Source organism: Blautia sp. HCN-1074 (genome assembly GCF_037890165.1).
Taxonomy (GTDB): Bacteria; Bacillota; Clostridia; order Lachnospirales; family Lachnospiraceae; genus Blautia_A.
Genome location: NZ_JBBKBP010000005.1, coordinates 63597 through 77002 on the forward strand (window position 1 = coordinate 63597; position 13406 = coordinate 77002).

At 42.2% G+C, this 13406-nt stretch carries 11 protein-coding genes; 6 read left to right on the forward strand and 5 right to left on the reverse strand.

All coding sequences use genetic code 11. From position 1 onward, the window contains the following. Nucleotides 1–73: 73 nt before the first annotated feature. Nucleotides 74–700, reverse strand: coding sequence for a cytidylate kinase-like family protein (locus WKT11_RS06240; protein ID WP_117676263.1), 627 nt, complete (start codon nucleotides 698–700; stop codon nucleotides 74–76). 302 nt (nucleotides 701–1002) lie between these two features. Between WKT11_RS06240 and WKT11_RS06245 the strand changes: the two genes are divergently transcribed. Both WKT11_RS06245 and WKT11_RS06250 read left to right on the forward strand, forming a co-directional pair. Then, nucleotides 1003–2004 carry a TAXI family TRAP transporter solute-binding subunit gene (locus tag WKT11_RS06245; protein WP_118609623.1) on the forward strand — a complete coding sequence of 334 codons (1002 nt, stop codon included), beginning with the start codon at nucleotides 1003–1005 and terminating at the stop codon, nucleotides 2002–2004. Nucleotides 2005–2009: 5 nt separating this feature from the next. Beyond that, nucleotides 2010–3968, forward strand: coding sequence for a TRAP transporter permease (locus WKT11_RS06250; RefSeq protein ID WP_117844957.1), 1959 nt, complete (start codon nucleotides 2010–2012; stop codon nucleotides 3966–3968). Nucleotides 3969–4024: 56 nt separating this feature from the next. Here the strand turns inward: WKT11_RS06250 and rfbD are convergent, their stop codons facing one another. The 4 genes from rfbD to WKT11_RS06270 all read right to left on the reverse strand — a co-directional run bounded on the left by rfbD (nucleotide 4025) and on the right by WKT11_RS06270 (nucleotide 8482). Then, on the reverse strand, nucleotides 4025–4966 hold the full coding sequence (gene rfbD, locus WKT11_RS06255) for a dTDP-4-dehydrorhamnose reductase (RefSeq protein WP_118410956.1): 942 nt from the start codon (nucleotides 4964–4966) through the stop codon (nucleotides 4025–4027). A 3-nt stretch (nucleotides 4967–4969) separates the two neighbouring features. After that, on the reverse strand, nucleotides 4970–5998 hold the full coding sequence (gene rfbB, locus WKT11_RS06260; RefSeq protein WP_019161142.1) for a dTDP-glucose 4,6-dehydratase: 1029 nt from the start codon (nucleotides 5996–5998) through the stop codon (nucleotides 4970–4972). A 159-nt stretch (nucleotides 5999–6157) separates the two neighbouring features. Further along, nucleotides 6158–7054: a glucose-1-phosphate thymidylyltransferase RfbA gene (rfbA, locus tag WKT11_RS06265; RefSeq protein WP_117676257.1), complete on the reverse strand. Its 897-nt coding sequence runs from the start codon at nucleotides 7052–7054 to the stop codon at nucleotides 6158–6160. A gap of 246 nt (nucleotides 7055–7300) precedes the next feature. After that, nucleotides 7301–8482 (reverse strand): MerR family transcriptional regulator, encoded by a 1182-nt coding sequence (locus WKT11_RS06270; protein WP_117844959.1) that lies wholly within the window; start codon nucleotides 8480–8482, stop codon nucleotides 7301–7303. 544 nt (nucleotides 8483–9026) lie between these two features. Between WKT11_RS06270 and WKT11_RS06275 the strand changes: the two genes are divergently transcribed. The 4 genes from WKT11_RS06275 (at nucleotide 9027) to WKT11_RS06290 (ending at nucleotide 13401) form a co-directional block, all read left to right on the forward strand. Beyond that, a complete protein-coding gene (locus WKT11_RS06275; RefSeq protein ID WP_242986785.1) occupies nucleotides 9027–9782 on the forward strand; it encodes a DUF3825 domain-containing protein in 756 nt (251 codons plus the stop codon). A gap of 210 nt (nucleotides 9783–9992) precedes the next feature. Then, entirely contained in the window at nucleotides 9993–11015 is a 1023-nt protein-coding gene (locus tag WKT11_RS06280) for an acyltransferase (RefSeq protein ID WP_118410958.1), read from the forward strand. 85 nt (nucleotides 11016–11100) lie between these two features. Further along, on the forward strand, nucleotides 11101–11844 hold the full coding sequence (locus WKT11_RS06285) for a hypothetical protein (protein WP_340283261.1): 744 nt from the start codon (nucleotides 11101–11103) through the stop codon (nucleotides 11842–11844). Nucleotides 11845–12075: 231 nt separating this feature from the next. After that, nucleotides 12076–13401 carry an MATE family efflux transporter gene (locus WKT11_RS06290; RefSeq protein WP_340283263.1) on the forward strand — a complete coding sequence of 442 codons (1326 nt, stop codon included), beginning with the start codon at nucleotides 12076–12078 and terminating at the stop codon, nucleotides 13399–13401. Nucleotides 13402–13406 lie beyond the last annotated feature (5 nt).

Here is a 13406-nt window from a genome sequence, read left to right on the forward strand (position 1 = left end):
AATAAGGAGGCTGTGGCGCAGATTTTCTGATTGCCACAGCCTTGTTGCTGTTTTATAGCTGACAGTGATCCTTCTACTGATGCTTCAGATTCAACCCCTGCTGTTTTGCAAGTGAAGTGATAATCTCAATACAGTTATCGTATCCAAGGCTTCCGGTATCCAGACACAGGTCATAATCATGATAAGTGCCAAGCTCATGTTTTGTATAGGTTTTGAAATAGGTTTCACGCAGGTTATCCATTTTTGTGAGATATTTTCTGGGATCTTCCTTTCCGTTTAAGCCTAATTTCTGAATATGTTCTGTGCGGAGATTTACATCTGCATGAAGGAAAATATCCAGACTGGGAATACCGGCGTTTCGCAGGATAAGATTGGAACAGCGGCCGATAATAATACAGTCCTGTTCTGCTGCGAACTGGAGGATCAGCTCTTTCTGAGCCTGGTAAATGGCATCATGGGAACTGAAATAGCTTGCAGAGTTATTCAGAATGTTGTCCAGAAGTCTGGCACTGCGGCTCAGATTTTCACCCTCACGATCAATATCCTCCTGGGAATATCCGCTTCTGGCAGCAGCCTGTTTTGCGAAATCCCGATCGTAATATGGGATACCAAGCCTTTCTGAAACTACTCTTGCAATACTGTGTCCCCCGGCACCAAACTCCCGGCTGATTGTGATGACAGGGTATTTTCTTTCGGACATAATAGATACCTCCATTGGGTTATTATTTATTTTGTTATCCATGTTTTTTTTATTGTAACGTTTTTTGTAAGATTATTCAATAAAGATTATCATTTTTTGAAAAAATATGATATAATTCAGTTATTGTTCGCTGGTAATATCCCGCGAGGTGTTTTTTGTGAGCGAAGGTCACAGAAAACCCGAGACATACCGCGCGAATTTATGCGATGAGCATAAATTCTGTGCATCGCGAAGCGTGTTGCTGTGAACGGAGTGAACAGTAACATAATTTGAAATATTATGTACCTGAAGGAGATGGATTTATGAGAAACAAAGAGCTTTTCAGAGGCAGGAGAAAAGCTGGCAGGCTTGTTGGCCTTGTTTTGACTCTTGCACTTGCAGTCAGCCTTCTGAGCGGCTGCGGACAAAGTAAAGAACGTCTGACGTTCGGTACCGGCGGTACGGCGGGAACGTATTATTCCTACGGTGGTGTGCTGGCCCAGTATATTACCAATAATACAAATGTAAAGGTTACAGCAGTTTCTACAGGTGGTTCCAAAGCGAATCTGCAGTCAGTACAGGACGGAGATTTCCAGCTTGGATTTGTCCAGTCAGATGTAATGGCCTATGCATGGGACGGCGTAAGAGCATTTGAACAGGACGGTGCAACCCATGATTTCAGGACTCTGGGTGGCCTGTATGCAGAGACTGTCCAGCTGTTTACCATGGATCCTGACATTAAGACAGTGAAAGATCTGAAAGGCAAGAGCGTATCTATCGGTGCGGCAAATTCCGGCGTATATTTCAATGCGCTGGATGTTTTAAATGCAGGCGGCATTACCCTGGATGATATCCATCCCCAGTATCTGTCTTTTGAGGACAGCAAGGAATCTTTGAAGGATGGAAAAATTGATGCTGCATTTATTGTTGCAGGTGCACCTACGACAGCTATCACAGAGCTTGCAACTACCAATGGTGTCTATATGATCAATATTGACGGTGCGATCAGGGATTCAATTTTGAGTGACTGTCCATATTATACATCCTACCAGATCCCGGCAGGAACCTATCCGGGACAGGATGAACCGGTAGAGACAATCACCGTTAAGGCAACAATTGTTGTATCTGAGAATCTGGACGATGATACAGTGTACGATATGACGGCTGCTATTTTTGACCATGCAGATGAGATTGCATCCGAGAATGCAAAGGGAGAGGAGCTTTCCCTGGAGAATGCCACTACAGGTATGACGATACCGTTCCATGAAGGTGCTGCACGTTACTATGCAGAGCATGGAATTACAGTTGACACGAAAGGGGAATAACCGGTATGAAAGAATATAACAGTAAAAAAGTAAATACATCTCCGGTGGGACAGTCAGAGTCTGAGGGAGCTGATGTAGATGCGGTTATGAAAAAATATGACCGTGAGTCTAATATCCGTATATGGACAGGAAAATATAAGATTGCTATCCGCGGAATTCTCATCGCCTTCTCACTGTGGTGTATTTATGTAACACTTTTTGCAACCTTCCTGGAGGAAATCCGACTGACTTCTTTCCTGGGACTGATCGTTCTGATCGGGTTTCTGACTTATCCTGCAAAGAAGTGTGACATCAGAGAGAATTATATGCCGATAAGCGATATTATTTTTATGTTGCTTGGCACAGGTGCTTTTTTGTATTTCACCTTTAACGCAAATAAGATTATCAATCAGGGTACCAGATTTGAAATCTATCAGATTATCATCGGCATTATTGGCATTCTGGCACTTGTTGAGCTTACCAGACGTTGTGTTGGTTTGCCAATCCTGATTGTAGCCGGCTTTTTCCTGATCTATGCGCTGGCTGTAGGACTTACAAACCCGGCGTTTTTTGGCAGGGTGAAATTCCTGGTACGCAACCTTTTTTATACAAAAGAGGGTATTTTTTCCACACCTGTAAATGTATGCTCTAAGTATATTGTAGTGTTTATTATTTTTGGGGCATTCCTGGAGAGAACAGGAATTTCCAATTTCTTTATCCAGCTTGCGAACTGTGTGGCCGGAAAATATGCAGGTGGCCCTGCGAAGGTAGCAGTTATCAGTTCTGCTCTTTGTGGAATGGTTTCAGGTTCTTCTGTAGGTAATACAGTTACCACAGGTTCTGTTACTATCCCTATGATGAAAGAGACCGGATACAAGCCGGAGTTTGCAGGTGCAGTAGAAGCGGCTTCTTCTACAGGCGGACAGATCATGCCGCCGATTATGGGCGCTGCTGCATTCCTTATGGCTGATTTTATAGGAGTACCCTATTCACAGATCATCGTCAGGGCAATCCTGCCGGCATTGCTGTATTTTACTGGAATCTTTATCGCAGTTCATCTGGAAGCTAAGAAACTGGGGCTCTCCGGTATTCCGAAAGAAGAACTTCCTGTATTTAAGATCCTGATTCGTAAGATTTATTTGTTATTACCGTTGATCATGCTAGTTATCTGGGTATCAGGAAACTATATGACAATGCAGAAAGCCGCAAGTTATGCAATCGTTCTTTCTATTATAGTAAGTCTGTTTGATAAAGAGAACAGAATCAGTGTTACAAAATGTCTTGATGCCTTGGAAGCAGGTGGAAGAGGTGTTATTTCTGTAGCTGTAGCCTGTGGTGTTGCAGGTATTATTTCCGGTTCCATTACTATGACAGGTCTTGCAAATGACCTGATCAACGGAATCATCAGTGTTGCAAACGGAAAGTTAATCATTGCGCTTCTTTTGACAATGCTTTGCTGTATTGTTCTTGGTATGGGTGTTCCGACTACTGCAAACTACTGTATCATGGCAGCAACCTGTGCACCGATTCTGGTACGTATGGGAGTGCCGATTATGGCAGCTCACTTCTTTGTATTTTACTTCGGCATTGTAGCAGATATTACACCGCCGGTAGCACTTGCTGCTTATGCAGGTTCTGCAATCGCAAAATCGAACCCAATGAAGACTGCATTTACAGCTTCGAAATTGGCTATCGCGGTATTCATTGTGCCGTATGTATTCTGCTTCAATCCGTCCATGCTTCTGATCGATACCACTGCTGTCAGTGTAGTTCAGATTTTTATCACTTCACTAATCGGCGTATTTGGTCTGTCAGCATCACTGGAAGGTTTTCTGTTTGTGAAGATGCCTGCAATTGTCCGCGTTATGTTGGCTGTAGGAGGACTGATGCTTATCAATCCAACGCTTATGACGGATATTTTGGGACTGCTTCTGATCGTGGGATGCTGCGTATGGCAGACAGCGCAAAAGAAGAAAACTGCATAGAGAAGAATAGAAAATCCGGCAAAACACCAGGCTTTTGAGTGTTTTGCCGGATTTTTTCAGAAATCCAGTTCTTTCAGATACCGTCCAAGTGCATCCTGCCAGGTGGGGAGTGGTGTGAAACCATTGGCTGTCAGTTTGCTCTTATCCAGACGGCTGTTAAACGGTCTGGCTGCTTTGGAAGCGCCATACTCTGCAGTTGTGACGGAGTTGACTGTCATGTTTTCCGGGAGATATTCCGGGTGTCCCATGGCAGCGGCCTGACGGAAGATTTCTTTTGTGAAATCATACCAGCTGATATATCCGCCCTCATTGGTTGCGTGGTAATAGCCGTATTTCTCTGTCTCGATCATATCTACCAGAAGTCTTGCCAGATCATAAGTATAAGTAGGTGTGCCGATCTGATCATTTACAACTGATAGTGTGTCGTGAGTTTTTCCAAGGTTGATCATGGTCTTGATAAAGTTCTTACCATTTTTGCCAAATACCCATGCAATACGGACGATAAAGAATTTATCAACAGTATCGGATACGGCGAGTTCACCGTCCAGCTTCGTCTGTCCATAGACATTTAATGGTTTATAGTCCTTGCAGTCCGGCTCCCATGGAGTGGTTCCCTGACCATCGAACACATAGTCAGTGGACAGATACAACATCTTGATGTCAAGCTCTTTGCACACATCAGCAATATTCTGGGTTCCGGTTACATTTACCAGACGGACCTTCGGCTGATTTTCTTCATCCTCGGCAGCATCTACAGCTGTCCATGCAGCACAGTGGATCACAGCGTCAACATTTGCTTCTTTGATGACTTTTTCTACAGAAGTCTTGTCAGTGATATCCATCTGCACATAAGGCATTGTGGTAACTGCAGTGCCGTCTGCGATTCCGCTGTAGGAAGGAGCAATGTCGCTTCCCACACCTTCATAGCCGCGTCTCGCAAGTTCGTTCATAACATCATGTCCAAGCTGACCGCCTACACCTGTTACAAAAATCCTCATAAATTATGCCTCCCCGCGGTTTGCGTACATTTTTTCGTAGTAGTTCTGGTATTCGCCGGAGATGATAGTTTCCCACCATTCTTTGTTATCCAGATACCATTTGATGGTCTTCTTGATACCGTCTGCAAATTTTGTTTCCGGTAACCAGCCGAGTTCGTTGTGAATCTTGGTGGGGTCAATGGCATAGCGCATATCATGACCTTTACGGTCTGCCACATATGTGATCAGACTTTCCGGTTTGCCAAGCTCTTTACAGATGATCTTAACAATATCAATGTTTGTCATTTCGTTGTGACCACCTACATTGTAAACTTCGCCTACACGTCCTTTGTGGATGATCAGGTCGATCGCGCGGCAGTGATCCTCTACATACAGCCAGTCACGTACATTTTCACCCTTTCCGTAAACAGGAAGTGGTTTGTCATTTAATGCGTTGGCGATCATTAACGGAATCAGTTTCTCCGGGAAATGATATGGTCCGTAGTTATTGGAGCAGCGGCTGATAGATACAGGCAGTCCGTAGGTTCTGTGGTAAGCCAGTACCAGAAGGTCTGCAGAAGCCTTGGAAGAGCTGTAAGGGCTGCTTGTGTGGATCGGAGTTTCCTCTGTGAAGAACAGGTCAGGTCTGTCTAATGGAAGATCTCCGTAAACTTCATCAGTGGATACCTGATGATAACGCTTGATACCGTATTTGCGGCATGCATCCATAAGAACAGCAGTACCGATGATATTTGTGGTAAGGAAAACTTCCGGGTTTTCGATGGAGCGGTCAACGTGACTCTCTGCTGCGAAGTTTACAACCATATCAGGGTGTTCTTCTTCAAAGAGTTTGTAAACTGCTTCGCGATCTGTGATGCTTTCTTTTACGAAACGGAAATTTGGGTTGTCCATGACAGGTGCAAGAGTGGAAAGATTTCCTGCATAGGTCAGACAGTCCAGACAGATGATGCGGTAATCCGGGTATTTTTTTAACATGTGAAAAATAAAGTTACTTCCGATAAATCCGGCACCGCCGGTTACGATAATGTTCATTAAAATTCTCCTTTGATTTTGAAATTATAATTACATCTTCTGCTGTAATCTGTCAGAAACAGAACTGCTGACAGATTACGGAAAGAAAGGATTACGGGCAAATAGTTCAATTTCTGTTTAACTGAAAAAATACGGCAAAATCAGAAAACAGATTTTGAATCAGTGAAGTACGTCTAAATATTTACCATCCAGAACGTCTTTTAAATACTGGCCATACTGATTTTTCTTCAGTACCTCATAAACCTTCAGTACCTCGTCTTTGGTGATCCAGCCGTTGAGATATGCAATCTCTTCCAGACATCCGATCTTACGGTGCTGGTGGCTTTCCATTGTTTTTACGAAATTGGTAGCTTCTACAAGACTTTCATGTGTGCCGGTATCCAGCCATGTGAATCCCTGTCCGAGAAGCTCTACGTTTAATTCGCCCTTTTCCAGATAGATGCGGTTCAGGTCTGTGATCTCAAGTTCGCCTCTGGCGCTTGGTTTCAGATTTTTTGCATACTCTACGACGCGATTGTCATAGAAGTATAAACCTGTGACACAGTAGTTGCTCTTCGGATGCTCCGGTTTCTCTTCAATTGAGATAGCCTTGCCTTCATGGTCAAATTCTACAATACCGAATCTCTCCGGATCATCTACATAGTATCCGAAAACAGTAGCACCTTCGCCGGATTCTGCGTTCTTTACAGCAGCTTTCAGTCTTTTCTTCAGTCCATGTCCTGCGAAGATATTATCGCCGAGAACCATGGCAACTGTATCATCACCGATAAATTCCTCGCCGATGATAAATGCCTGAGCAAGTCCGTCAGGGCTTGGCTGTACGGCGTAAGTAAGGTGTACGCCAAACTGATGTCCGTCACCAAGAAGTTCCTCAAAACGGGGAGTATCCTGCGGCGTAGAGATGATCAGGATATCGCGGATTCCTGCGTTCATCAGTACAGACATGGGATAGTAGATCATTGGTTTATCATAGATTGGCAGAAGCTGTTTGGATGTTACCATTGTAAGCGGATAAAGGCGTGTGCCGGAGCCGCCTGCTAAAATAATACCTTTCATGCGTATTCTCCTTTTTCATTTGTCAGTGCAGTGAAAAATTGATGACTCTTTTAAACATATAATGTAGTCAATCGGATATTCGCAATCCGCTTTCGCTACTTGCTCATAACCAATAAGTCACTGTACTTATCGAGTTCAATATAGTGTCAGTTTGCCGGAAATCTATTTCCCGGCGTTGGTAATTGTATTATAAAAGGTGACCTTAGGTCACCTTCAAGTACTTTTTACAAAAAAGTTAAAATTTGGTTATTTTTCACAAAGAAAAATACCGGCATCTTTTGTGATAAAGAAGCCATCTTTTGTTTTTCGTGATACAAATCCTCGAAAATCTGTATATTTGTCCAGAAGATATTGGTTCTGATTTCCATGGCAGGACAGAATGTAGGAAATCAGTGGCTCTGCATCCGGGACAAGAAGGGAGTCATTATAGGATTCCCAGGAAATATCAGAAAAATACGGTGCAAGGATATCGGCACCGTTTTCTCTGCCGAAACGTTCATAAAGTCTGTCTGCGGAAAGAACGATCCTATTATCGAAATCCTGGACCAGCTGACTGACTTCCTGCATATGATGACTGCCATAAGTGCTGCAGATTAGTTTCCCACCGGGAACGAGCACACGCTGGATTTCATTACACACAGCAGGAATGTCTTCACAGTAAAAGAGAACATGATTGGCAATCACCAGGTCAAAATTACAGCCTTTATGTGGAATTTTCGCACAGTCAAAAACTTCGAAAGAAAAACGTTTGTCTTTTCGCCCGAGTGCACGTCTGGCATCACGGATCATTCCGGAGGAAAGATCAGAGAGGGTAATGGAAATATCCTGTGGAAGAAACTGGATGTTTTGTGTCCAAAGTGCACCGTCACCACATCCGAGCTCAAGAATACGCATGCCTGGATGAATTTGGCATTGTTTATAGATCCATGGAAACCATCCCTGCTTATTTTGGGAGTAGAGACTGTGCAGGTTGATTCTGGATGAGATATTGGAAGCATTCTGGTATTGATTCTTCATACTTTTTTCCATACCGGTGAGGTGAATCAGGTCAAGCATCTGATTCCAGTCTATCGCATGCTGTGAACGGATTGCTTCGGTTGTATCCTGAATGGCTTTTTCTACCAGCTGCATCTGCTCGATGCGGTCGCGGACGAGTTTCAGCTGAATATTCAGGGAGTTTTCCATGAAATGGTAATCAGAATCATCAATAGTCATTTCACGGATATCGTCAAGGGAAAAGCCAAGATATTTCAGAAGCAGAATCTGGGAAAGTCTTGCGAAATCTTCGTCTGTGTAAAAACGAGCGCCGGATTCCGTCACATAGGATGGTTTTAGAATATTTTGTTTATCATAGTAGCGAATGGTACGTAGTGTTACATGTGCCATGCGTGCAAATTCTCCGGAGGAGTAATAGCCATCTTTTTTCACGAAATAACCTTCTTTAAATAGTATTGTTCAAAAATAAACTGGATTACAGGAAAAGGATCACATTAGTTGAATTTTTTGCCTGTTGCCAGAAGTATAACATAGTTTACTGACAGGTTACAAGTAGCAGGTAAGAGGAGAAAATGTTGGTTACTGTTCACAGGTAGTATCCCGCGAGGTGTTTTTTGTGAGCGAAGGTCACCTACAGAACCTGCCACCGGCAGCTTCTTACGGATGCCTGGCAACAGAAAACCCGAGACATACCGCGCGAATTTATGCGAATAGCATAAATTCTGTGCATCGCGAAGCGTGTTACTGAGAACGCAGTGAACAGTAACAAATGTTGAAATATTGATATTTTTGAAAGATAGTAAAGCTTGTCTTTTCGTGGTGATTGTGCTATGGTAAATAAAAATCAAGTCAAAGATATCAATATACTTGTGGATTTTTTATACAAATCACAATATGGCAGTTCTGCCATAGCTTTTCCAAAATACAATAAATAAAAAGAAAACAATATCAAAGGTGCAGGAACAGGAGGAGCCTGATGATTAATTTATTCGATTTTACTTACTGCGGCGATTATAACCGGCAGATTCAGAATCTTGCAAGGATGGTGCCGGAGAAGTGGAGCTTTTCGGATACAGATGATAACGGAATCCTGAAAGGATACCTGGAACATACATTTAAACGCCTTTACGAAGAAAATAAGGTGTGTGAGAGAAAGAATTATGCAATATTCAATACAGGACTCTTTAATTACTATTATCAGCCGATTTATGCGTACTTTATTCCCAATCTGGTGCCGGACAGGCAGTTGTGGTTTCTGGATGGCTTTTACACAGAATATTATTTATTAAAAGAAGGAATCACCAACCTGCCACCAAAGGCATGTTATGTGGAAAATCCCGCTGATCTTGTATTTGACACGAAGCTTCCGGTGATTCCGCAGTATGAGCACATTTTTGGAGATGAGGAGAATGCATCACGTCTGCCAAAAGAGGTCAGGGACAGCAGTATGAGGCTGCAGCTGTTTGATGGTGCACTAAAACAGACCAGAAGAATGCTGGAGGCAGATTATAAGACTGCAATTCCACAGTACTATAATCACTCGATTCAGCTATTGATCCCAATCTGCCTGAGGCATCCGGGAAAACCTGATCTGGCGCTTGCATGTATGAAAACACCGGATGGAAGTAAATATCTGGGGCGAACTTGCCTGACATTGCGTATGGCATATCATAACGCGAGACTTCTTGCCAGAGTAGACAGAAGCTGGCTGATGTCTTCGCCCTCGGCCTGAAGATTGACATGTCTTGAAAGCTTTGCTATATTTAAAAACCAGCTATTGAGATATTTTTACGAATTTTGGTTTGTAATTGGAAGTACGATTCAATGGAATACAAGCCAATCTCTACTTGTGGTTTACTGTTTTTTGCAATTGAAACAGGGTACTTACTTGATTTGGTTAAATCATTATATAAAAATTACTACAGATAAGGAATGGTGGGAAATGAGAAATAAAAGTCTGGATGCGGCGAAGGCGGTTGCTGCATGCCTCGTGGTGTTTATTCATGTAAGCTTTCCGGGGCAGGTGGGACAGATCATAAAGGTTCTGGCCAGATGTGCAGTTCCGTTTTTCTTTATGATATCGGGATATTTTTGCTATTATGAAGGGAAGACAGCAGAGGATAAAATACCATCTAAGATTTTGCATATTTTAAAACTTTTTTTCATATCGCTTTTGTTTTATCTTGTCTGGGAATATATTATGAAGTTTCTGTCTGGGGAAGATACAGGAGAATGGCTGAAAGAACTTACGGACAGTAGTCATCTGAAAGAATTTGCTTTATATAACAGTACTTCTGTAGTGAGAGCTCATTTGTGGTTTTTGCCGGCGCTGATTTATTGCTATGCAGTTGATTTCTTTGTTGAAAAATGGAAACTTAGGAAAGCTGCATATTGTTGTATACCTGTATTGCTGGCAATGCTTTTGTGGCGGGCGGAATTTTGCAGATTTTTCGGGGGATTTTATCATACGATGGAATACAGAAACTTTCTGTTTACAGGATTTGGTTTCTATCTGACAGGACAGATGATTCATGAATATCAGGATAAGATGTATCAATGCTTTGTTCAAAAGCATACAGAAAGACATATAAAATGGCTGCTTATTGTTGGTATGGCAGCAGGGGCAGCGCTTAGTATTCTGGAATATTCTTTTCAGAATGCGAGAGAAATTTATCTGGGAAATTGTATCGCGGTCATCTGCCTGTTTTTATGGCTTGTCTTATATGGCAAAGAAAAGAAAATTTCACCGATACTGGCGGAAATAGGGCGAAAGTACGCATTTTTGATTTATCTGCTTCATCCGGCGGTTGCTGATGTAATGAAAAAGATTTCGCATCATGTGGGAATTGACAGCAGTTTATGCTATTTATGGCTGCGTCCGCTTTTGGTGTATGGGATTACTCTGGGGATGATACAGGGCGTTTTTACGTTAAATATGCGTTTAAAAAACTGTTCACGAAGATAGAAATATGTTATAGTAATCAGTAATTCGGCACACTGGTTACAGTAAATGCAGTAATGAAATTTGCAGAATGCACAAAGGAGAAAAAATGGCAGAACAAGATCAGGACACAAGACAGAGGGAGAAGAGAGTGAATCAGACAGAGCAGCATGATGAGAGTGTACTCAATCCGGAGATCAAGGATGAGCTGGATCTGTCGAAGAAGGAAAGACGCCTGATTGAAAAAGAAAAGTTAAAAGGAATGGGAATGAAAAAGAAGCTGGAATATATCTGGATGTATTATAAACCAGCTATCTTTGGAGTGATCATAGCAATTGCACTTATCTTTGGCGTGAAAGATTTTTACGAACAGTCCAAGATAAAAACAGTCATGTCCATTTCAGTGGTAAATTCAACAGTAAGTGATACCGATGAGTTCGAACAGGAAATCAAGGAAGCACTTGGTAATGGCGATGATAAGTACAGCAAAGTAGAAATAGGAGTCAACCTTACTACGGATGCTGATCCGTCAGAGTTCAATTATACTGCGCAGATGGCTTATGTGACACAGGTTCAGGCAGGAACGATCGATATTATGGTCATGCCGGAGGAACTTTATCAGACTTTAAATGAAAACCAGGTATTTGTGGATCTGAAGGAACTGCTGGGCGCAGATAATTTTGAAGCATTTGGGTCGCAGACAGATACTACACATATTTCAATCACAGACAGTGAGCTTGCAGAGAAACTGGGTGTATCTTATGAACCGATGTGTATTGTAGTGCCATATTCAGCACCTGATCAGGAGAATGTTGTAAAATGGCTGGAAACACTTAATCCGGCTAAAAATTAAAAATATAAGAGATACTTGACAGATATCAGGAATCTATGGTATGTTTATCACGCCAAAATTGGTGTGGACTTTTTAGTCTTATGATAAACATAAACTTTTTTCGCCACACAATTATCATACATTAACTGTAATGATAATTGTGTGGTATTTTTTTGCGGTAATTACGGCAATAATGCAAAACTACGGGTTGTTGTAAGCGGTAGCAGATATTTTTAAAGAAAGGGGAAAAGAATGAACAATACTTTTATGAAAGAAAAACCGGTACTGCCACTGTTGGCATCTATGGCCCTGCCGATGGTACTGTCCATGCTGGTAAATTCACTGTACAACATTGTAGACAGTTTTTTTGTTGCAAAAATCAGTGAAGAGGCCATGACGGCATTGTCTCTGGTGTATCCGGTACAGAATTTTATCAATGCGATTGCGATTGGTTTCGGTGTTGGAATCAATGCACAGATATCCTTCCACCTGGGGGCAAAGAATTTAAGGAATGCAAATACGGCTGCCACGCATGGTATGCTTTTTAATATTATCCATGGCATAGTGATCACCGCGTTATGTATTCCGTTTATGCCGGTATTCCTTAAAATGTTTACAAAAGAACAGGAGGTCATTACGCTTGGAACACAGTATTCCACTATTGCCTTTGCATTTTCGGTAGTGATTATGGTCAGTCTGTCTTTTGAAAAAATTTTCCAGGCAGTAGGAAGAATGAAAATCACAATGATCAGCCTTCTGGTAGGATGTATTTCCAATATTATCCTGGATCCACTTCTTATCTTTGGCGTAGGATTTTTTCCGAAAATGGGAATTAAGGGTGCAGCACTTGCAACAGGGCTTGGTCAGGTGTTTACAGTTATTGTATATCTGATTGCATATGCGAAATGCAGTCTTCCTGTAGAAGTCAGCAGAAAATATCTGAAATTGAACAGGAATCTGGATGCCAAGTTATATATGGTCGGAGTTCCTGCGATACTGAATATTGCACTTCCATCCGTGCTGATTTCTTTCCTGAATCAGATCTTGTCCGCTTTCTCAGAAAGTTATGTAGTAGTGCTGGGAATCTATTATAAATTACAGACATTTCTGTATCTGCCGGCAAGTGGTATCGTGCAGGGAATGCGTCCTCTGATGGGATATAATTACGGAGCCGGAGAGACAAAGAGAGTAAAGAAAATATTCGGACTTTCTCTTTGCCTGAATGGAATGATCATGCTGGCGGGAACGATTATCTGCTTCGTAGCCTCAGGACCATTGATGGGATTGTTTACTGAGAATCCGGAAACAGTGAGACTGGGAACAGCAGCACTGAGAATCATCAGTATCGGATTTATTCCATCTGCAGTTTCGGTTACCGCTTCCGGTGCATTGGAAGGACTGGGAAAAGGTACCCAGTCACTGGTGATTTCTTTATTAAGATATATTATCGTGATCATTCCGGCAGCTTATGTGCTGTGCTTCTTTGCAGGAGCAGGAGTTGTGTGGAATGCGTTCTGGATCTGTGAGCTTGCAACAGCAGCAGTAGTATGTATCGGTATTAAATACTATTGGAACTGACTTCT

Excerpts from the sequence above, each read along its gene's own strand:
- rfbB (WP_019161142.1), bottom strand. The coding sequence starts at position 5,998 with ATGAACATTATCGTAACCGGCGGTGCCGGATTTATCGGAAGTAACTTT.
- WKT11_RS06250 (WP_117844957.1), top strand. The coding sequence starts at position 2,010 with ATGAAAGAATATAACAGTAAAAAAGTAAATACATCTCCGGTGGGACAG.
- WKT11_RS06285 (WP_340283261.1), top strand. The coding sequence starts at position 11,101 with ATGGCAGAACAAGATCAGGACACAAGACAGAGGGAGAAGAGAGTGAAT.
- WKT11_RS06240 (WP_117676263.1), bottom strand. The coding sequence starts at position 700 with ATGTCCGAAAGAAAATACCCTGTCATCACAATCAGCCGGGAGTTTGGT.
- WKT11_RS06280 (WP_118410958.1), top strand. The coding sequence starts at position 9,993 with ATGAGAAATAAAAGTCTGGATGCGGCGAAGGCGGTTGCTGCATGCCTC.
- rfbA (WP_117676257.1), bottom strand. The coding sequence starts at position 7,054 with ATGAAAGGTATTATTTTAGCAGGCGGCTCCGGCACACGCCTTTATCCG.
- rfbD (WP_118410956.1), bottom strand. The coding sequence starts at position 4,966 with ATGAGGATTTTTGTAACAGGTGTAGGCGGTCAGCTTGGACATGATGTT.
- WKT11_RS06275 (WP_242986785.1), top strand. The coding sequence starts at position 9,027 with ATGATTAATTTATTCGATTTTACTTACTGCGGCGATTATAACCGGCAG.
- WKT11_RS06245 (WP_118609623.1), top strand. The coding sequence starts at position 1,003 with ATGAGAAACAAAGAGCTTTTCAGAGGCAGGAGAAAAGCTGGCAGGCTT.
- WKT11_RS06290 (WP_340283263.1), top strand. The coding sequence starts at position 12,076 with ATGAACAATACTTTTATGAAAGAAAAACCGGTACTGCCACTGTTGGCA.